The following is a 19720-nucleotide window of genomic DNA, read 5'->3' on the forward strand; positions in this document are numbered from 1 at the left end:
GCACCACAACACCCGCAGACGCAACACAAGGAACACATGAGCACCGCACTTCCGAACCGGGCCGCAGACCTCGAGGCCCGTCTCACATCCGTCCGCCGCCGGATTTCCGACGCCGCGGCAGCCGCCGGGCGCGGCGAGCCGAACCTGATTGTCGTCACCAAGTACTTTCCCGCCTCCGATGCAGCGCTGCTGGCCGGACTCGGTGTGCGCGACGTTGGTGAAAACAAAGCCCAGGAGGCTGAATCAAAGGCAGCGGAGCTCCCGGAAGCCGGACTGAACTGGCACTTCATTGGGCAGCTGCAGACAAACAAGGCCAAATCCGTGGTGAAGTATGCACGGGCCGTGCACTCAGTTGACCGGCCGGGACTCATCGCCGCCTTGGCCAAGGCCATGGCTGCCGAGGATGCCCGCCGCCGGGAGGCCGGTGGTTCCGGGCGCGAGCCTCTGGAGTGCTACCTCCAGCTCGATCTGCGGGCCCAGCCCGAGGAGGCCGCCGGACGCGGGGGAGCGAAGCCGGAGGACATGCTGGGCCTGGCTGCTGCCGTTGAGCAGGAGCCGGCACTGCGGTTGAAAGGTCTCATGGCTGTCGCCCCGCTGGGGGAGGATCCCGCCGTGGCTTTCAGCCGCCTCCAGGAACTCTCACACGAATTGACCTCCCGCTACCCGGCCGCCAGCGGGATTTCCGCGGGCATGAGCCAGGACCTGGAAACCGCCGTCGCCCACGGCGCGACACACCTGCGGATTGGGTCCGATATTCTCGGTCCCCGCCCCGTTCTGCGGTAGCGTCAAGCATGGCGGGTTCCATTTGCGGACCGCCGCAAAACAGGCGAAAACAATGCCCACACCGGACAACGCGGGACGCTGAAGGACTGAAGGAGCAACCATGGCTGGCGCAATGCGCAGGACGATGATCTACCTTGGGCTCGCCGACGGCGATGAGCTGTACGAGGACGAGCTGAAGCCTGTGCGGGAGACTACGGCCAGGGACGAGGAGCGCGCGCCGGAAGATGACCGGAGCGACCGCGAACCGGCCGCCCCGGCTCAGCCGGCCCGTACCACCGCGGTAGAGGAATACCGTGCCCCCGTCACACCCATCAAGCGTGCCCCCTCATCGGCAAAGGAAGACGTGGCAGGATTGCGGCAGATTACCACTGTTCACCCCCGTTCCTACAACGACGCCAAGATCATTGGTGAGAGCTTCCGGGACGGAATTCCCGTGATCATGAACGTCACCGACATGGGAGAAGCCGATGCCAAGCGGCTCGTGGACTTCTCCGCGGGACTTGTCTTCGGGTTGCGCGGTACGATCGAACGGGTGACCAACAAGGTCTTCCTGCTCTCGCCGTCCTACGTCGAGGTGCTGGGGGACGACAAGAAGGTCAGTGAGTCCCAGTCGGCCTTCTTCAACCAGAGCTGACCGCCGTCCCGGTCCCTGGGACCGTGCGGACAGCTTGACCTCCTACGGCGGAAACGAAAACACGCGTGAGTATTATTTTTGCCCTGCTGTATCTGGTGCTGATGCTCTTTCAGCTCGCCCTGATTCTGCGGATTGTCTACGACGCGGTGCAGATGTTTGCCCGCCAGTGGCGCCCCAAGGGTCCGGCCCTCGTGCTGGCCACCGCCGTCTACGGCGCTACGGACCCGCCTGTCCGGGCTCTACGCCGGATTATTCCGCCGCTCCGGCTGGGAGGCGTGTCCCTGGACCTCGCGTTCCTGGTCCTCTTTATCGTGGTGGGAATCGCCATGCAAATCGTGGTGGCGGCCAGCTAGGGCACAGCAGTACCGGGGACGCCCCGGTTCGTCATCAGTTCGCAAAAGATATAATGTGAAAAATATAGTGAATTGATCCCTGATTTTATGTTCGAGATTCTGTACCTAGACAGCCCGTAAACACGGGCAGGTCTTATAACCAGTATGAGGTGACCAGATGGCTCTGACGCCAGAAGATGTTGTCAACAAGCGGTTCCAGCCGACCAAGTTCCGTGAAGGCTACGATCAGGATGAGGTGGATGACTTCCTCGACGAGATCGTCGTCGAGCTTCGCCGCCTGAACGCCGAGAACGAAGACCTGCGCCGCCAGCTTGCCGAGGCAGTTGCCAGTGCGCCCGCGGGCGACCAGGTTCCTGCACCGGTTTCGGCCGCGTCCAAGACCGAGCAGGTATCCCAGCCGGTCAAGGAAGAGAAGAAGCCGGAGCCCGAGCCCGAAGCCAAGCCGGAGCCCAAGGTTGAGGCTCCCAAGGCTGAAGCTGCCCGTCCGCAGGCAGCCGCTCCCGTGTCCAACCCGGCCGAATCGGCTGCCGGCATCCTCGCCATGGCTCAGAAGATGCACGACGACTACGTCGGTGCAGGTGTTGAGCAGCGGGACAAGATCATCGCCGAGGCGCAGATCGAAGCCAGCGGCCTCGTGACCGAAGCCCAGGAGAAGAGCCGGAAGATCCTCAGCTCCCTCGAACAGCAGAAGGCTCTTCTGGAGCGCAAGGTCGAGCAGCTGCGCGGCTTCGAACGCGACTACCGCTCACGCCTGAAGGCATACATCGAAGGCCAGCTGCGCGATCTCGATTCCCGCGGCTCGGTAGCCTCGGAGACTGCGGACGCCTAAGCGCATAACGCTTCGTTCGATCCGTCTGGACGGATATGAATCAGGATTAGACTGGTAAACAGAATTACGGGCCGGTGGCCGGGGTCTCCCGGCCCCCGGCCCGTACTGTTCCACCGGACTGTTCCACCCAGTGTTCCAGCATCTCAGCGCCGGCGCTTTGTGCCTGCCCGACCCCGAAAGCACCATGACAGACTCCTCTGACGCACCGCAGCCACTGCCGCCGCGCCCGAAAGCCGCGCTGACCCGCTACGCACTGATCATGGCCTGCGTCGCGCTGGCCGGCTGGGTTCTGGATCAGCTGACCAAGCTCTGGGTCGTTGCCACCATGACCGAAGGCCAGGTCACGGACGTGCTGCCGCCGCTGCTTCGCTGGCACTTCATCCGCAATCCCGGCGCTGCTTTCTCGATCGGCACGGACTACACCTGGATCTTCACCATCATCATGGTGCTGGTGTCCGGTTTCCTGATCTACCTCATGTTCCGCCTGCGGTCGACAGGGTGGTGCATTGCACTTGGCCTGGTTCTCGGCGGTGCCGTAGGCAACCTGACCGACAGGCTTTTCCGTGAGCCCTCCTTTGGTCAGGGCCATGTCGTGGACTTCATTGCGTTCCCGAACTTCGCAATCTTTAACATCGCCGATTCATGTGTGGTGTCTGGCGTGATTCTTGTCTGCCTGCTCACTCTGCGCGGCATCAACATGGACGGCACCCGCGCCGTCAGCGGCAAGGACAGTGCAGATGCCTGAGATTCACTCCCGTTTTACGCTGGGCGAGGAGCACGACGGCGGCCGGGCCGACGCCGTGTTCGCGTCCCTTCTGGACGTCTCCCGCTCCACTGCGGCAACCTGGTGCGGCGAGGGCTGGCTGACCCGCGCCGGCAAGCCGGTGGCCAAGTCTGACCGCCTGCACGCCGGTGACCAGCTGGCTGCCGACGTCCCGGAACTTCCCGATCCCCTGGCCGTAGTCGTGGAGCCGGTCGAGGACCTCAAGATCCTGGCCGACGACGAGCACTTCGTGGTGATCGACAAGCCTGTTGGCGTTGCCGCACATCCGTCGCCCGGGTGGGTCGGACCGACCGTAGTGGGTGCGCTGGCTGCTGCCGGCTACCGGATCTCGACGTCCGGTGCCGGGGAACGGCAGGGCATTGTCCACCGGCTCGACGTCGGCACCTCCGGTGTGATGGTCGTCGCCAAGACTGAACACGCCTACACCCTGCTGAAACAGGCGTTCCGTGACCGTACGGTGGAAAAGGAATACCACGCACTGGTGCAGGGGCTGCCCGATCCGCTGGCCGGGACCATCGACGCACCCATCGGCCGGCACCCCGGCCACGACTGGCGCTTTGCCGTGGTGGATGACGGGCGGGCTTCGGTGACGCACTACAAAGTCCTGGAAGCCTTCGGCCGGGCCTCGCTGGTGGAAGTGCACCTGGAAACCGGCCGGACCCATCAGATCCGGGTGCATTTTTCCGCCCTGCGGCATCCCTGTGCAGGTGACCTTACCTACGGTGCCGATCCCCGCCTGGCAGCTGAACTTGGGCTCACCCGGCAGTGGCTGCACGCCCGGAAGCTGGGGTTTAACCACCCCGGAACCGGAAACTGGGTGGAATTTGTCAGCGAGTACCCCCAGGACCTGCAGTACGCGCTCGACGCGCTGGACAGCGGGCTCGTCTAAGCGGCCGGAACGGGGCACCTAGAATGGTTAGGTGGCTTCAGTAACTAGTTCGTCGAAATCGTTTGTCCATCTTCATAACCACACCGAGTACTCCATGCTGGACGGTGCCGCGCGGCTGACCGACCTGTTCAGCCATGCTGATGAGCTGGGCATGAATGCGTTGGCGACGACGGACCATGGGTTCGTCTTTGGTGCGTTCGACTTCTGGAACAAGGCGCGCAACTCGGGAATCAAGCCGATTATTGGCGTCGAGGCGTACCTGACTCCGGGCACGGCCCGTCAGGACAAAACCCGCGTGAAGTGGGGCGGCGGCGGACGTGATGACGTCTCCGGCGCCGGTGCCTACACCCACATGACGATGTGGGCCGAAACCACCGAGGGCATGCACAACCTGTTCCGGATGTCCTCGCTGGCGTCCCTGGAGGGACAGCTGTACAAGCCGCGTATGGACCGCGAGCTGCTGCAGACCTACGGCAAGGGCCTGATCGCCACCACCGGCTGCCCGTCGGGCGAAGTCCAGACCAAACTCCGTCTGGGGCTCTACAAGGAAGCCGTGCAGGCGGCTTCGGACTTCCGGGATATTTTCGGTGCCGAGAACTTCTTCTGCGAGCTGATGGACCACGGCCTGGACATCGAGCGCAGCGTCCAGGCTGACCTGATCAAGCTGGCCCGCGAACTGAACCTGCCGCTGGTAGCCACGAACGACCTGCACTACACCCACGCCGAGGACGCCAAGGCCCACGCGGCCCTGCTGTGCGTGCAGTCCGGGTCCACCCTCGCGGACCCGAAACGCTTCAAGTTCGATGCCGACGAGTTCTACCTCAAGTCTCCGGACGAGATGCGGGCCGTGTTCCGCGACTACCCGGAGGCCTGTGACAACACACTGCTCATTGCCGAGCGCTGTGACGTTGAGTTCAACACCAAGGCCAACTACATGCCGCGGTTCCCGACCCCCGAGGGCGAGAACGAGGAGTCCTGGTTCGTCAAGGAGGTGGAGAAGGGCCTCCAGCACCGCTACCCGGGGGGTATCTCCGACGCCGTCCGCAAGCGGGCCGACTACGAAGTGGGCATCATCGCGCAGATGGGCTTCCCGGGTTACTTCCTGGTGGTGGCCGACTTCATTAACTGGGCAAAGAAGAACGGCATCCGCGTCGGCCCCGGCCGCGGTTCCGGCGCCGGTTCGATGGCGGCCTACGCCATGGGAATCACCGACCTGGACCCGCTGCAGCACGGGCTGATCTTCGAGCGGTTCCTGAACCCGGACCGCGTCTCCATGCCTGACTTCGACGTCGACTTCGATGACCGGCGCCGCTCCGAAGTGATCCACTACGTCACTGAAAAATACGGCGACGAGCGCGTGGCCATGATCGTCACCTACGGCACCATCAAGGCCAAGCAGGCCCTGAAGGACTCCTCACGGGTAATGGGTTACCCGTTCTCCGTCGGGGAGCGGCTGACCAAGGCCATGCCGCCGGACGTGATGGGCAAGGGCCTGTCCCTGGCCGATGTGCACAACAAGGAAGCCAAGCGGTACGGCGAGGCGGAGGAGCTGCGGGAGCTGCTGCGCACCGATCCCGATTCCCAGCGGGTGTTCGAGACCGCGCTGGGCCTGGAAGGCCTGAAGCGCCAGTGGGGCGTGCACGCAGCCGGCGTCATCATGTCTTCCGACCCGCTGATCGACATCATTCCGATCATGCGCCGCGAGCAGGACGGACAGGTGATCACCCAGTTTGATTACCCCACCTGCGAAGGCCTGGGGCTGATCAAGATGGACTTCCTCGGCCTGCGGAACCTGACGATCGTCTCCGATGCCGTGGAGAACATTAAGGCAAACCGGGGCGAGGACCTGGTCCTGGAAGACCTCCCGCTGGATCTGAAGGAAGCGTACGACCTCCTGGCCAGCGGTGACACCCTGGGAGTGTTCCAGCTCGACGGCGGCCCCATGCGCTCCCTGCTCAAGAGCATGCGTCCGGACAACTTCGAAGACATCTCCGCTGTCATCGCGCTGTACCGGCCCGGCCCCATGGGCGCGAACTCGCACACGAACTACGCGCTGCGGAAAACGGGCCAGCAGGAAATTACTCCGATCCATCCGGAGCTCGAGGAACCGCTGGCGGAAATCCTGAACACCACCTACGGCCTGATTGTTTATCAGGAACAGGTGATGGCCATTGCCCAGAAGGTGGCCGGCTTCAGCCTGGGGCAGGCAGATATTCTCCGCCGCGCCATGGGCAAGAAAAAGAAGTCCGAGCTGGATAAGCAGTACGCCGGCTTCCACCAGGGCATGATCGACCGCGGCTATTCCGAGGCAGCCATCAAGGCCCTGTGGGACATCCTGCTGCCGTTCTCCGACTACGCCTTCAACAAGGCCCACTCCGCCGCATACGGTGTGGTGTCCTACTGGACCGCTTACCTGAAAGCGGTCTATCCGGCCGAGTACATGGCCGCCCTGCTCACCTCGGTTGGTGATGACAAGGACAAGCTGGCCATGTACCTGAACGAGTGCCGCAAGATGGGCATCACCGTGCTGCCGCCGGACGTCAACGAATCCTCGGTGAACTTCACCCCCGTCGGCAAGGACATCCGCTTCGGCATGGGTGCCATCCGCAACGTCGGCGCCAACGTCGTCCACGCCATGGTCGGCGCCCGCGAGGAGAAGGGCGCGTACACCAACTTCAAGGACTTCCTGATGAAGGTGCCGGCGGTGGTCTGCAACAAGCGCACCATCGAGTCCCTCATCAAGGCCGGCGCCTTCGACTCCATGGGACACGCCAGGCGGCCGCTGGCCATGATCCACGAAGAAGCCATCGACTCGGTGGTGGTGCTCAAGCGGAACGAGGCCGTGGGCCAGTTCGATTTGTTCGCGGGAATCGGCGAAGCCGAGCCCGAGGCCTCGATCAGCATCGACATCCCTGACCTGCCCGAGTGGGAGAAGAAAGACAAGCTGTCCTTCGAGCGGGACATGCTTGGACTCTACGTTTCCGACCACCCGCTGCAGGGCCTGGAGGGGATCCTGAGCCAGCACGCGGATTCCTCCATCACCTCGATTGTGGGGGAGGAAGGGCCGCCGGACGGCGCTATCGTGACCATCGCGGGCATGATCACCTCGCTGCAGCGCCGGATCGCGAAGAACAGCGGCAACGCCTATGCCCGCTGTGAAATTGAGGACCTCGCCGGGTCCATGGAAGTGATGTTCTTCGGGCAGGTGTACGGTCCGATCGCCGCCGTGCTCGCGGAGGACCTGATCGTCGTCGTCCGCGGCCGGCTGCAGCGCCGGGACGACGGCGCCGTGACCCTGAATGCCCAGGAACTCACCGTCCCGGACCTCAGTGAGGGGCACTCCGGTCCGGTGGTGATCTCCATGGCAACCTACAAGGCCACGGAGACCGTGGTGACCCAGCTTGGAGACGTGCTGCGGACCCATCCGGGAACGTCCGAGGTGCAGATCCGGCTCAACGGCAGCCGCACCGTGGAAGTCATGAAACTGGGCGTGGACATGCGCGTAAACCCCACGCCGTCCCTCTTCGGCGACTTGAAAGTCCTTCTGGGACCGGCGTGCCTCGATGGCTAGGTAGAATGGGGAATGTGACTTCCTCCACCCCAGATGTACCTTCCGACCTGCCGTTTTCGGCCCTGCGCACCATCGACCTGCGCGGCAGGGAGCTTTCCCCAGCCGAACTGAAAGCTGCCATGCCGCGGGCCGAGACCACCACCGACGTCGCCGCGGATATCGTGACGGCGATTATCGATGACGTCCGTGCGCGTGGCTTCGGCGCCCTGGCTGAGCTGGCATCGAAGTTCGACGGCGTCGAGCAGGTCCATCCGCTGGTTCCGCGCCAGGCGCTGCGGGATGCCCTGGACGGGCTGGATCCCGAGGTGCGCGCAGGTCTGGAGGAATCCATTCGGCGCGCCCGGCTCTTTGCCCAGGCGCAGCGCCCGGACGACGTGGGGGTTGGAATTGCCGACGGCGCCACCGTCACCCAGCGCTGGGTTCCGGTTCGCCGTGTGGGCCTGTACGTTCCGGGCGGCCTGGCCGTCTACCCGTCCTCCGTGGTGATGAACGTGGTGCCCGCACAGGCGGCCGGGGTGGCCTCACTGGCCCTGGCGTCTCCTCCCCAGAAGGAATTCGGCGGCCTGCCGCACCCCACCATCCTGGCAGCGGCTGAACTGCTTGGCATCGATGAGGTGTACGCCGTCGGCGGTGCCCAGGCCATCGCAGCGTTTGCCTACGGTATCCCTGCGTCGGCCGGTGGACCCGCGCTCGAGCCGGTTGACGTCGTCACCGGTCCGGGCAATGTGTTCGTCGCGACCGCCAAGCGGCTGGTCAAGGGGGTTGTGGGCATTGATGCCGAGGCCGGGCCCACCGAAATCGCCGTGCTGGCCGACAGCAGCGCCGATCCGAAGCTCGTCGCGGCTGACCTGATCAGCCAGGCTGAGCACGATCCCAATGCCGCATCCGTCCTGGTCACCGATTCGCCGGAGCTGGCCGTTGCCGTCCGGGCTGAACTGGATGTCCAGGTGCCGGCGACCAAGCACTCCGAGCGCGTGCGGACGGCACTGTCGGGGCAGCAGTCCGCCGTCGTGCTGGTGGACAACCTGGATGCGGGCATTGCCGTCTGCAACGCGTACGGAGCCGAACACCTGGAGGTCCAAACCTCTGACGCGCCGGCTGCCGCTGCCCGGATTAGCAATGCGGGGGCGATCTTCGTCGGCAGCTACAGTCCCGTCAGCCTGGGGGACTACTGCTCCGGCTCCAACCATGTGCTGCCCACGGCCGGAACAGCGGCGTTTTCCTCCGGTCTGAACGTCACCACGTTTATGCGTGCCATCCAGGTGATTGACTACAGCCGGGAAGCCCTGCGCGAGGTCAGCGGGCACGTGGTGGCGCTCTCCCGCGCCGAAGACCTTCCCGCGCACGGGGAAGCGGTAAGCATCCGTTTCGCGGGGTAGGTGCGCCGCACCGTTCAGCCCGCCGCTGTAGATTAGCCATACGACTGCTTTTGAACGGGGTGCGGAAAGCATCCCGCCGCTAGCGCCTGAAAGGACCGCCGAATGTACTGTCCGTTCTGCCGGAACGCTGACTCCAGGGTTGTGGACAGCCGCTTGGCCGATGATGGTTCCGCAATCCGCCGACGCCGGCAATGTCCGGAGTGCGGGCGGCGGTTCAGCACGGTGGAAACCACCAGCCTCAGTGTCATCAAACGATCCGGGGTGGCGGAACCGTTCAGCCGCAGCAAGGTTATTAACGGCGCCCGCAAGGCGTGCCAGGGCCGTCCTGTCAGCGAGGATGATCTGGCCCTGCTGGCCCAGGAGGTCGAGGAGACCATCCGCGCTTCCGGTGTCGCTGAGATCCGGGCACACGAGGTTGGCCTGGCGATCCTGCAGCCGCTGCAGAAGCTGGACCAGGTGGCTTACCTTCGCTTCGCCAGCGTTTACCAGGCCTTCGAGTCACTCGAGGACTTTGAGACCGCCATCGCGGCGCTGCGGGCCGAATCAGCCCGGCTGAGCGGTGTCCCTGCGGGCACCCAACGCCCGCTCACCGCTCAGTAGATTCCCAGCTCAGTAGACTTCCAGCGCAGTAGGTTCCCAGCGCAGTAGATTCCCAGCGCAGTAGATTCCCAGCGCAGAAAACCCCGGGCGCTGCGCTGCAGCGCCCGGGGTTTTCTGGGCAGGACTTACTTCAGGTAGTTGAAGTGCAGCGCCGCCTGCAGAGCGCCTCCGACGATGCCGGCGTTGTTCTTCAGGCTGGCGGTCACCAGCGGCGTACGCAGGTCCAGCATCGGCAGGAAGTCCTCGCTGCGCTTGGAGATGCCGCCGCCGATGACGAACAGGTCGGGGGAGAACAGGAACTCCACGTGGGAGAAGTAGCGCTGCAGCCGCTTGGCATACTCTTCCCAGGAAATATCGTCCCGCTCCCGTGCCGACGCCGACGCCCGCGTCTCGGCGTCGTAACCGTCAATTTCCAGGTGGCCGAGTTCGGCGTTGGGCACGAGGCGTCCGTTGGAGATCAGGGCCGAGCCGATACCGGTGCCCAGCGTAATGACCAGGACCGTTCCCTGAACGCCCTTGCCGGCGCCGTAGCGTGCCTCCGCAAGGCCCGCGGCGTCGGCGTCGTTCATGACCTGAACTTCGCGGTTAAGCGCCTTGGTCAGCAGGGCGTCCACGTCGGTGTCCACCCAGCTCTTATCCACGTTGGCCGCTGACCGGGCCACACCGTGCTGGATGATCGCGGGGAAGGTCACGCCGACGGGCACCTCGGTCCCGGGGCCGTCCGGACGGGAGGAGAGCTCGGCAACGATCTGGCCGACAACACCCGCGACAGCCTCGGGGGTCGCCGGCTGCGGGGTCGGAATCCGGAAACGTTCGCCGATCAGCTTGCCCTTGGCAAGATCAACGATTCCGCCCTTGATTCCGGTGCCGCCGATGTCGATCCCGATGACGGCGTCGTGCTTGGTCTTATGCTTCTTGGCCATGGTTCTCCAGTGCTAGGGCGTAACGCTACGGAAGGGTCAGGATTTCAGCACCGCTGTCGGTGACAAGCAGCGTGTGTTCGAACTGTGCGGTGCGCTTCCGGTCCTTCGTCAGAACGGTCCAGTTGTCGTCCCACATGTCCCACTCAATGGTCCCGAGAGTGAGCATAGGCTCTATGGTAAACACCATCCCGGTTTCGATGAGGCGGCTGTAGGCGGGCGCGGCGTCGTAATGCGGGATGATCAGGCCGGTGTGGAAGGCTTCCCCGACGCCGTGACCGGTGAAGTCACGCACCACACCGTACCCGAAACGCTTGGCGTAGGACTCGATGGTCCGGCCGATCACGTTGATTTCGCGGCCCGGCATCACGGCCTTGATGGCGCGCCGCAGGGATTCGGCGGTCCGCTCCACCAGGAGCCGGGACTCCTCGTCGACGTCGCCGCACAGGAAGGTGAAGTTCGTGTCCCCGTGGACGCCGTTGATGAACGCGGTGATGTCCACGTTGACGATGTCACCGTCTTCCAGAACCGTCGTGTCGGGGATGCCGTGGCAGATCACTTCGTTCACGGACGTGCAGATTGATTTGGGGAAATGCCGGTAGCCCAGCGTCGACGGGTAGGCCTGGTGGTCCAGCAGGAACTCGTGGGCTACCGCGTCCAGCGCATCGGTGGTGACGCCGGGTTTGATGTGGTTGCCGACCTCCACGATGGCCTGGGCCGCGATCCGGCTGGCAATGCGGATCCTTTCGATGGTTTCCGCGGTTTTGACCTCGGATCCGGTGAACTTGGCCGGCGCTTCCTTGTCCACATACTCCGGGCGGGGGATCGACGCCGGTACGGGACGGCGGGGGCTGACTGTTCCCGGCTGGAGGCGTCCAAGAGGTGCGGTGGCAATATTTTCGGGCATAGTATCGATCTTATCGCCAGCGCTTCGTGCCGCCGTATGGGCCGGCCACTGAGCCGCCAACCGGCCCGGGGCTGGCAGCCGTGCGGGGCATGGACGCCTAATCAAAGGAGGGCTTATGGCCGAGTACTGGTTCAACGTGCAGACCCATGAAGTCGAGGTTGGCCCGCAGTCGGACTGGACAAAGCTGATCGGCCCCTACCCGACGCGGGAAGAGGCCGAACTGGCACTGCAGAAGGTCCAGGCCCGGAACGATGCCTGGGACAAGGACGAAGACTGATCCCGGCAGCTGGTCGCTTCCGGCCGCAGCCTCCGGGCGGCGGCCGGGCCTAGAAGCTGTGCTCGGGGCCCGGGAAGACTCCGGTCCGCACCTCGTCAGCGAACTCACGGGCGGCAGTCGAGAGCACCGTGCGGAGATCGGCGTAGGTCTTGACGAACCGCGGTGCCTTGCCGGCACCCAGACCGGCCATGTCCTGCCAGACCAGTACCTGTCCGGTGGTGGCGCTGCCGGCACCGATGCCGATGGTGGGGACCGGGACGGCAGCGTCCACGGCGGCCGCCACTTCGGCCGGAACCATTTCCATCAGGACACAGAATGCGCCGGCTTCTGTGAGGGCGACGGCGTCGTCCACTACCGCCTGCGCAGCGTCGCCGCGGCCCTGGACTTTGTAGCCCCCCAGAGCATGCTCGCTCTGCGGCGTGAAGCCGATATGGGCCATCACAGGAATGCCGGCTGCGGTCATCGACCGCACATGATCCGCATAGTGGGCGCCGCCCTCCATCTTGACCGCCTGGACGCCGGCTTCCTTCATCAGCCGGACCGATGACGCGATGGCCTGGGCCGGGGAGACCTCGTAGGAGCCGAACGGCAGGTCGCAGACGATCAGGGCCCGGTTGGCGCCGGAGGAGACGGACTTGGCGAACACGATCATCTCGTCCAGCGTGATGGGCAGCGTCGTTTCGTGGCCCATCACATTGTTCGCGGCGGAATCGCCGATGAGCAGCGTCTCAATTCCGGCTTCGTCAAAAATCGCAGCCGTGTACTGGTCGTACGCCGTGAGCATGGCGAATTTACCGCCGCTGTCCTTGAGCTGCTGGAGGTAGGAAATCCGTACGCGCTTGGGCGGGACAGGGCTCGCGGCCTTGCCGGTGCCGTACGGTGTGGGCTGTTCAGCGCTGGTCATGCTTCGAGCCTACTAAACCCTGGGCTGCCCGGAGGGCCCGCGTCCTGACGAACCCGCACGTAATCTCCGGCCACACCATCGGCGGCGGACCGGAAAACCCGCCCCGGCTGGGTAGAGTGATTCCAGATCCGCGACAGCGTCCACAGCGAAAGAGGTACGGCATGAACCGCCAGCAGGAATTCGTTCTGCGAACGATCGAAGAGCGCGACGTGCGGTTCGTCCGGCTGTGGTTCACCGACGTCGTCGGGTCCATGAAATCCGTGGCCCTGGCACCGGCCGAAGTCGAGGGCGCCTTCGAGGAAGGACTGGGTTTCGACGGTTCTTCGATCGAGGGGCTGGCCCGGGTTTTTGAATCCGACATGCTGGCGCAGCCCGATCCCTCCACCTTCCAGATCCTGCCCTGGCGCGGCGACGAGGAGCAGACCTCCCGGATGTTCTGCGACATCCTCACCCCGGACGGCCAGCCCTCCGCCGCCGACCCGCGCAACGTCCTGAAGCGGCAGCTGGCCAAGGCTGCTGACATGGGATTCACCTGCTACACGCATCCCGAAATCGAGTTCTACCTGCTGAAGTCGGACCAGCCCGGCCCCGACGGCGAACCGGTTCCGGTGGACCAGGCCGGTTACTTTGACCACGTGCCCGGCGGAGTGGCGCAGGATTTCCGCCGCACGGCCGTGTCCATGCTGGAAGCCGTGGGCATCTCCGTGGAATTCAGCCACCATGAGGCCGGCCCCGGCCAGAACGAGATCGATCTGCGCTACGCGGATGCGCTGCAGACAGCGGACAACATCATGACCTTCCGGACAGTGGTCAAGGAAGTCGCGCTGATGACCAACTGCTACGCGACGTTTATGCCCAAGCCGTTCACCGCGCACCCCGGTTCCGGAATGCACACCCACTTCTCCCTGTTCGAGGGGGATTCGAATGCCTTCTTCGAAGCGGGAGCGGAGTTCCAGCTCTCTTCCACGGCGCGCCAGTTCATGGCCGGCATCCTGCGCCACGCACCGGAGTTCACTGCCGTGACCAACCAGTTCGTGAATTCCTACAAGCGGCTCTGGGGTGGCGGCGAAGCTCCCAGCTACCTGTCCTGGGGCCACAACAACCGCTCGGCCCTGCTGCGCGTGCCACTGTACAAGCCGGGCAAGGGACAGTCCGCCCGAATCGAATACCGCGGCATCGACTCGGCAGCCAACCCGTATCTTTCCTACGCCGTGCTGCTCGGCGCCGGTCTGAAGGGCATTGAGGAAGGCTACGAGCTGCCGCCGGGGGCCGAAGATGACATCGAGTCACTGAGCGCCGCCGAACGCCGCGCCATGGGCCACTCTCCGCTTCCCTCCAGCCTGCACGACGCGATCCGTGTGATGGAGGATTCCGAACTGGTGGCAGACATCCTCGGCGAGCAGGTGTTCGAGAACTTCCTGCGTAACAAGCAGGCGGACTGGAATGAATACCGCCAGCAGGTTACCGCATTCGAGCTGAAGAAGAACCTGAGCATCCTCTAGCGAAAGCGCCGCCATGAGCCTCACCAGACGCCTGATCGCAGCCGGATTCACCGACTTGGAGAAGAGCGAACGGTTCCTTGGCGCGCCCGAACTCGCCGGGATCGATGAGGAGACACTCTTTATCGGGTTTTCCCGGGCAGCAAATCCGGACATGGCTCTGCAGTCCCTGGTCCGGCTGCTGAGCCGGGTCCCGTCGCTGGGGGAACTCGTCAACGCCGGGCCGGACCGCAGCGAGGCCCTGTTCCGCGTTTTGGGAGCCTCTGAGGCGCTGGCCGAGTTCGTGATGCGGCATCCGGAGAATGCGGACCTGCTCGACGCCGGCCTTTCCGCGGAACCACCGGAAGTCCCGGCCCGAACACTGCGGGCATCACTGCTGGAATCCGTCCGGGCCGGCTCCGGGCCGAATCCGGTCGCCGGGCTCACGGGGACCGAAGCCTATGTCCAGCTGAGGACACGGTACCGCCGCCATCTTCTGGACCTTGCCGTCCGGGACCTCGGCGCGGCCTCCCCGGAAGACATCATGCCCGCCGTCGGCAGGGAGCTCGCAGACCTGGCCGCCGCCGCGCTTGAGGCCGCGCTGGCCGTTTCCCGGGCCGAACTCGCAGCCAGCTTTGAACCGACCGACATCTGTGCGGTGCGCCTCGCCGTCATCGGCATGGGCAAGTGCGGCGCCAGCGAACTCAACTACATTTCCGACGTCGACGTCATCTATGTGATCGACGCGCCAGGCCTGGACGAGACCCTGGCCAGCCGGATCGGCACGGCCTTAGCAGCGGGAATCTCCCGGGTCATCAACGCTTCGGCCCCGGAGCCCGGGCTCTGGGACGTGGATGCGAACCTGCGGCCGGAGGGCAAGGACGGGCCGCTGGTCCGGACCCTGGACTCCCACCTGCACTATTACCAGCGCTGGGCCCATACCTGGGAGTTCCAGGCCCTGCTCAAGGCCCGGGCGGTGGCGGGCGATCCGGAGCTGGGGCGGCGTTATGAGGACGCCGTTGCACCGCTGATCTGGTCCAGTTCGGAGCGGGAGAACTTCGTCGAATCCGTGCAGGCCATGCGGCGCCGGGTGACCGAGAACATCCCCTCCCACGAGGCGGCCCGGCAGATCAAGCTTGGCCCGGGCGGACTGCGCGACGTGGAATTCACCGTTCAGTTGCTGCAGCTGGTCCACGGCCGGGTGGACGAGACACTGCGGGTGCGCACCACTACCGCCGCGATCGCCGCGCTGAGCGAGGGGGGCTACATTGGCCGGGGCGACGCCGCGGACCTCGACGCCGCCTACCGGTACCTGCGGGTGCTGGAACACCGGATCCAGCTGGTCCACATGCGCCGGACCCACCTGATGCCGGAGGATCCCTCGGCACTGCGCGCCCTGTCCAAGTCCTCTGCGGGTTCCCTGCAGCTGGTGCGGCCAAGCGCGGAGCGGCTGCTGGAAACCTGGCAGCGGACCAAGCGGCTGGTCCGCCGCCTGCACGAGAGTATCTTCTACCGTCCGCTCCTGAACACCGCCTCCAATCTTTCCGAGGATGAGGTCCGGCTCACCCCCGAAGCCGCCCAGGCCCGCCTGGCCGCGCTGGGCTACGCCGACCCGAAGGGCGCCATGCGGCACATCGAGGCGCTGACCAAGGGGATCAGCCGCCGCGCAGCCCTGCAGCGGCAGCTGCTTCCGGTGCTGCTGGGCTGGCTGGCGGACGGCGTTGATCCCGACGCCGGTCTCCTCGGGTTCCGCCGGCTGAGCGAATCACTGGGGGACAGCCACTGGTATCTGGGCATGCTGCGTGACTCCTCCGCGGCCGGGGAACGGCTGTGCCAGATCCTGTCCTCAAGCCGGTTCATCAGCGACCTGCTGGAAGTCTCCCCGGAATCCACGGCCTGGCTGGGCACGGACAAGGACCTGGTGCCCGTCGGGTTCGATGCCCTGTGGCAGGAAATGCGCGCCAAGATGTCCCGGCATCCCCGGTCCGGGGAAGCGGTGCGGCTGATCCGGCTGATCCGCCGCCGGGAAATGCTCCGCATCGCCCTGGCAGACAGCGCCGGTCTGCTCTCGCAGGAGGAGGTTGGCAGAGCGCTGGCGGACAATGACCGGGCCGCCGTCCTCGGGACGCTGCATGCGGCCGAGAACGAGATTTACGGGGCCGAGGAACAGCTCACCGACATGCTGGTGGTGGCTATGGGCCGGCAGGGCGGCCGCGAAATCGGTTACGGCTCCGACGCTGACGTGCTTTACGTGCACCGCCCCCTTCCCGGCGCCGATCCCCAGGCGGCCCAGCGGCAGGCAGAGCACATCGTCGGGCGGATTTCCTCCCTGCTGCAGCAGCCCTGCCAGCCGGCGGTCCTGGCCGAACGGGTACTGGAGCTGGACGCCGGCCTGCGTCCCGAAGGGCGGCAGGGACCGCTGGTGCGCACACTGGATTCCTACCGCGGGTACTACGAACGCTGGTCGCAGGCCTGGGAAGCCCAGGCCCTGCTCCGGGCCAGGCCCATGGCCGGCGACGACCGGCTCGCGGAGGATTTCATCTCGCTGATTGATCCGCTGCGCTATCCGGAGTCCCTGGAGACGGCCGACGTCCGGGAAATCCGGCGGATCAAAGCCCGGGTCGAGTCAGAGCGGCTGCCGCGCGGCGCGGATCCTTCCCGGCACATCAAACTGGGGCGCGGGGGACTGAGCGACGTCGAGTGGCTGGTTCAGCTCCTGCAGCTGCGGCACGCCCGTTCCTACCCCGCGCTGCGCACCACGGCAACCCTGGCGGCGCTGGACGCGATCGGTGACGCAGGCTTCCTTCCGGAGGCCGATACACAGATCCTGAGGGAGAGCTGGCTGCTGGCCAGCCGGATCCGTTGTGCAAATGTGATCCGTGGCGGACGAAACGCCGATGTTCTGCCCTCATCCCGCCGTGAACTCGAGGCGGTAGCCCGCTGGTGCGGCTACGCCGCAGGTCAGGGCGGGGTTTTGGAAGAGGACTATCTGCGGCTGACGCGGCGGGCACGGGGCGTTTTTGAGCGGTATTTCTACGGTTACGGCCTCGAAGAGGACTGATCCCGGGGCCCGGCGGTAAATTGGGCGTCCGCATTCCTAGTAGTCTTTTCGATGGCGTTTGCTGCGCATCGCCGCGGACCATTAGCTAGGAGACGTTTACTTTGCACAGTGGCAAACGGGCGCTGAAAGGCCCCGCCTCACTCGCGGTTCCCCTCACCACCTTGTTGGCAGCCTTGGCGCTGCTCCTGGGCATCCCTGCTTCCGGGGCCTTTGCTGCCACGCAGGACTCCGGCAGCGTAGAGGGCAAAACCTTTACCATCGGCACTGACACGACGTTCGCGCCCTTCGAGTTCCGTGAAAACGGTGAACTCGTCGGCATCGACATGGACCTCGTCAACGCCATCGCCGAGGACCAGGGATTCGACGTCGAAATCCGCTCCCTGGGTTTTGACGCCGCTCTGCAGGCTCTGCAGTCCAATCAGGTGGACGGCGTGATCGCCGGAATGTCGATCACCGAGGAGCGCCAAAAGGTCTTCGACTTCTCGGACCCCTACTTCGAGTCCGGCATCCAGATGGCCGTTGCAGAGAACAACAACGACATCTCCGGGTACGAGGACCTCGAAGGCAAGCGCGTCGCCGTGAAAACCGGCACCGAAGGCCAGGCCTTCGCAGAGTCCATCAAGGACCAGTACGGCTTCGACGTGATCGCTTTCGCGCAGTCCGCGCAGATGTACGACGACGTTAAGGCCGGCTCCTCCGTTGCCGTGTTCGACGACTATCCGGTCCTGGCCTACGGCATCAAGTCAGGCAACGGGCTGAAGACCGTCACCGACAAGGAAGCCGGTTCTTCCTATGGGTTCGCCGTCAACGCCGGCTCCAACCCGGAACTCCTCGAAGCTTTCAACGCCGGGCTGGCCAACCTGCAGGAGAGCGGCGAGTACGAGGAAATCATGGACCGCTACCTGGACGCCGGCGCCGCCGACTCCAGCTTCTGGTCCCTGGTCACCGACAACGCTCCCGCCTTTGCCAAGGGCCTCGGCCTGACCCTGCTCGCGACGGCCCTTTCGCTGTTCTTCGCGTTGATCCTGGGTATCATTTTCGGTTTCTTCAAAGTCAGCTCCAAGGTGGTGCTGCGCGGCATCGCCACCACCTACGTCAGCATCTTCCGGGGCACCCCGGTGCTGGTGCAGGCCTTCTTCTTCTACTTCGGCCTGCCGCAGCTGATCGGGCAGCCGGTCGATGTGCTGACCGCCGGTGTGCTGACGCTGAGCCTGAACGCCGGCGCCTACATGACGGAGATTGTCCGCGGCGGCATCCAGTCCGTGGATCCGGGCCAGATGGAGGCTGCCCGCAGCCTGGGCCTGGGCTACGGCAAGACCATGCAGAAGGTCGTCATCCCGCAGGCCATCAAGATCATGACGCCGTCCTTCATCAACCAGTTCGTGATCACTTTGAAGGACACGTCGCTGCTGGCCGTCATCGGTTTCGCCGAGCTGACCTACCAGGCGCAGCAGATCTACGCGGTGAACTTCCGTACCGCCGAGGTGCTGCTGATTGTCGCGGCCCTGTACTTCATCGTCATTACGCTGCTGACCAAGCTCGCGGACGTCCTGGATAAGAGGTTCAACAAGTGACCAAGATTCAAACCATCGGCCTGCGCAAGTCCTACGGAACCAACGAGGTCCTCAAGGGCCTGGACGTGTCCGTGGCCGAAGGCGAAGTCGTGTGCGTGATCGGTCCCTCGGGCTCCGGCAAGTCCACGTTCCTGCGCTGCCTGAACAAGCTCGAAGACATCACCGCCGGGAAGGTGGTGGTGGACGGCTTTGACCTCACCGATCCGAAGGTGGACCTCAACAAGGTCCGCCAGCAGATCGGCATGGTGTTCCAGCACTTCAACCTGTTCCCGCACATGAGCGTGCTGCAGAACATCATGCTTGCCCCGGTGGAACTGAAGAAGGGTTCCAAGGCTGAGGTCCGGAAGAATGCCCTGGCACTGCTGGAACGCGTGGGCCTGGCCGACAAGGCCGATGCCCGCCCCGCCCAGCTCTCCGGCGGCCAGAAGCAGCGCGTGGCCATCGCCCGTGCACTGGCGATGAAACCGGACGTGATGCTGTTCGACGAAGCCACCTCCGCGCTCGACCCGGAAATGGTCGGCGAAGTCCTCCAGGTCATCCGCGACCTGGCCAAGGAGGGCATGACCATGGTTGTTGTCACCCACGAGATGGGCTTCGCACGCGAAGTCGCTGACCGGGTGATCTTTATGGCCGACGGCTACGTGGTGGAAGAGAACTCACCCGAGGAACTCTTCGGCAATCCGGAGTCCCCGCGCCTGCAGGACTTCCTGGCCAAGGTTCTTTAGCCTTTCCCAGCAGCCGACGACGGCGGTGCGGTGCCCTCCCGGGTGCCGCACC

General features: G+C 64.9%; 17 protein-coding genes. 14 read left to right on the forward strand and 3 right to left on the reverse strand.

The annotated features are described in order from the left end of the window. Positions 1-36 precede the first annotated feature (36 nt). The 9 genes from H9639_RS00420 to nrdR all read left to right on the forward strand — a co-directional run bounded on the left by H9639_RS00420 (position 37) and on the right by nrdR (position 9822). Positions 37-783, forward strand: coding sequence for a YggS family pyridoxal phosphate-dependent enzyme (locus tag H9639_RS00420; protein WP_191806195.1), 747 nt, complete (start codon positions 37-39; stop codon positions 781-783). A gap of 100 nt (positions 784-883) precedes the next feature. Continuing rightward, positions 884-1417, forward strand: coding sequence for a cell division protein SepF (locus tag H9639_RS00425; protein ID WP_191806196.1), 534 nt, complete (start codon positions 884-886; stop codon positions 1415-1417). Between the two features lie 65 nt (positions 1418-1482). Continuing rightward, on the forward strand, positions 1483-1770 hold the full coding sequence (locus H9639_RS00430; RefSeq protein ID WP_066301271.1) for a YggT family protein: 288 nt from the start codon (positions 1483-1485) through the stop codon (positions 1768-1770). A gap of 157 nt (positions 1771-1927) precedes the next feature. Next, on the forward strand, positions 1928-2599 hold the full coding sequence (locus tag H9639_RS00435) for a DivIVA domain-containing protein (protein ID WP_191806197.1): 672 nt from the start codon (positions 1928-1930) through the stop codon (positions 2597-2599). A 184-nt stretch (positions 2600-2783) separates the two neighbouring features. Next, a complete protein-coding gene (lspA, locus tag H9639_RS00440; protein ID WP_191806198.1) occupies positions 2784-3344 on the forward strand; it encodes a signal peptidase II in 561 nt (186 codons plus the stop codon). Further along, a complete protein-coding gene (locus H9639_RS00445) occupies positions 3337-4272 on the forward strand; it encodes an RluA family pseudouridine synthase (RefSeq protein WP_191806199.1) in 936 nt (311 codons plus the stop codon). Before lspA ends, H9639_RS00445 begins: the two co-directional genes overlap by 8 nt. A gap of 31 nt (positions 4273-4303) precedes the next feature. Further along, a complete protein-coding gene (gene dnaE / locus H9639_RS00450; protein ID WP_318241930.1) occupies positions 4304-7843 on the forward strand; it encodes a DNA polymerase III subunit alpha in 3540 nt (1179 codons plus the stop codon). A gap of 5 nt (positions 7844-7848) precedes the next feature. Next, positions 7849-9222, forward strand: coding sequence for a histidinol dehydrogenase (gene hisD / locus H9639_RS00455; protein WP_191806200.1), 1374 nt, complete (start codon positions 7849-7851; stop codon positions 9220-9222). Positions 9223-9324: 102 nt separating this feature from the next. Further along, complete coding sequence (nrdR, locus tag H9639_RS00460) at positions 9325-9822, forward strand: transcriptional regulator NrdR (RefSeq protein WP_191806201.1); 498 nt, start codon at positions 9325-9327, stop codon at positions 9820-9822. A gap of 125 nt (positions 9823-9947) precedes the next feature. Here nrdR and ppgK read toward each other — a convergent pair whose 3' ends face one another. Together ppgK and map are read right to left on the reverse strand one after the other, a co-directional pair. Then, positions 9948-10745 (reverse strand): polyphosphate--glucose phosphotransferase, encoded by a 798-nt coding sequence (ppgK, locus tag H9639_RS00465; RefSeq protein ID WP_191806202.1) that lies wholly within the window; start codon positions 10743-10745, stop codon positions 9948-9950. Positions 10746-10770: 25 nt separating this feature from the next. Continuing rightward, positions 10771-11649, reverse strand: a complete 879-nt coding sequence (map, locus tag H9639_RS00470; protein ID WP_191806203.1) for a type I methionyl aminopeptidase — start codon at positions 11647-11649, stop codon at positions 10771-10773. 115 nt (positions 11650-11764) lie between these two features. Between map and H9639_RS00475 the strand changes: the two genes are divergently transcribed. Continuing rightward, positions 11765-11926: an SPOR domain-containing protein gene (locus H9639_RS00475; RefSeq protein ID WP_191806204.1), complete on the forward strand. Its 162-nt coding sequence runs from the start codon at positions 11765-11767 to the stop codon at positions 11924-11926. A gap of 49 nt (positions 11927-11975) precedes the next feature. Here the strand turns inward: H9639_RS00475 and panB are convergent, their stop codons facing one another. Next, entirely contained in the window at positions 11976-12830 is an 855-nt protein-coding gene (panB, locus tag H9639_RS00480; protein ID WP_191806205.1) for a 3-methyl-2-oxobutanoate hydroxymethyltransferase, read from the reverse strand. A 161-nt stretch (positions 12831-12991) separates the two neighbouring features. Here panB and H9639_RS00485 point away from each other — a divergent pair, with 161 nt between their 5' ends. The 4 genes from H9639_RS00485 (at position 12992) to H9639_RS00500 (ending at position 19668) form a co-directional block, all read left to right on the forward strand. After that, positions 12992-14332, forward strand: a complete 1341-nt coding sequence (locus H9639_RS00485) for a glutamine synthetase family protein (protein ID WP_191748495.1) — start codon at positions 12992-12994, stop codon at positions 14330-14332. A gap of 13 nt (positions 14333-14345) precedes the next feature. Continuing rightward, complete coding sequence (locus H9639_RS00490; protein ID WP_191806206.1) at positions 14346-17369, forward strand: bifunctional [glutamine synthetase] adenylyltransferase/[glutamine synthetase]-adenylyl-L-tyrosine phosphorylase; 3024 nt, start codon at positions 14346-14348, stop codon at positions 17367-17369. A gap of 101 nt (positions 17370-17470) precedes the next feature. Further along, positions 17471-18943 carry an amino acid ABC transporter substrate-binding protein/permease gene (locus H9639_RS00495; RefSeq protein WP_191806207.1) on the forward strand — a complete coding sequence of 491 codons (1473 nt, stop codon included), beginning with the start codon at positions 17471-17473 and terminating at the stop codon, positions 18941-18943. Beyond that, positions 18940-19668 (forward strand): amino acid ABC transporter ATP-binding protein, encoded by a 729-nt coding sequence (locus H9639_RS00500; RefSeq protein WP_318241932.1) that lies wholly within the window; start codon positions 18940-18942, stop codon positions 19666-19668. The genes H9639_RS00495 and H9639_RS00500 overlap by 4 nt, the downstream gene beginning before the upstream one ends. Positions 19669-19720 lie beyond the last annotated feature (52 nt).

The sequence above is a fragment of the Arthrobacter gallicola genome (assembly GCF_014836775.1).
GTDB lineage: Bacteria > Actinomycetota > Actinomycetes > Actinomycetales > Micrococcaceae > Arthrobacter_B > Arthrobacter_B gallicola.

What these genes read in the sequence shown, in the direction of transcription:
- hisD (WP_191806200.1), top strand. Translation starts at nt 7,849, where the DNA reads ATGGGGAATGTGACTTCCTCCACCCCAGATGTACCTTCCGACCTGCCG.
- H9639_RS00475 (WP_191806204.1), top strand. Translation starts at nt 11,765, where the DNA reads ATGGCCGAGTACTGGTTCAACGTGCAGACCCATGAAGTCGAGGTTGGC.
- H9639_RS00485 (WP_191748495.1), top strand. Translation starts at nt 12,992, where the DNA reads ATGAACCGCCAGCAGGAATTCGTTCTGCGAACGATCGAAGAGCGCGAC.
- lspA (WP_191806198.1), top strand. Translation starts at nt 2,784, where the DNA reads ATGACAGACTCCTCTGACGCACCGCAGCCACTGCCGCCGCGCCCGAAA.
- ppgK (WP_191806202.1), bottom strand. Translation starts at nt 10,745, where the DNA reads ATGGCCAAGAAGCATAAGACCAAGCACGACGCCGTCATCGGGATCGAC.
- map (WP_191806203.1), bottom strand. Translation starts at nt 11,649, where the DNA reads ATGCCCGAAAATATTGCCACCGCACCTCTTGGACGCCTCCAGCCGGGA.
- H9639_RS00425 (WP_191806196.1), top strand. Translation starts at nt 884, where the DNA reads ATGGCTGGCGCAATGCGCAGGACGATGATCTACCTTGGGCTCGCCGAC.
- H9639_RS00490 (WP_191806206.1), top strand. Translation starts at nt 14,346, where the DNA reads ATGAGCCTCACCAGACGCCTGATCGCAGCCGGATTCACCGACTTGGAG.
- H9639_RS00445 (WP_191806199.1), top strand. Translation starts at nt 3,337, where the DNA reads ATGCCTGAGATTCACTCCCGTTTTACGCTGGGCGAGGAGCACGACGGC.
- H9639_RS00420 (WP_191806195.1), top strand. Translation starts at nt 37, where the DNA reads ATGAGCACCGCACTTCCGAACCGGGCCGCAGACCTCGAGGCCCGTCTC.
- nrdR (WP_191806201.1), top strand. Translation starts at nt 9,325, where the DNA reads ATGTACTGTCCGTTCTGCCGGAACGCTGACTCCAGGGTTGTGGACAGC.
- H9639_RS00435 (WP_191806197.1), top strand. Translation starts at nt 1,928, where the DNA reads ATGGCTCTGACGCCAGAAGATGTTGTCAACAAGCGGTTCCAGCCGACC.
- panB (WP_191806205.1), bottom strand. Translation starts at nt 12,830, where the DNA reads ATGACCAGCGCTGAACAGCCCACACCGTACGGCACCGGCAAGGCCGCG.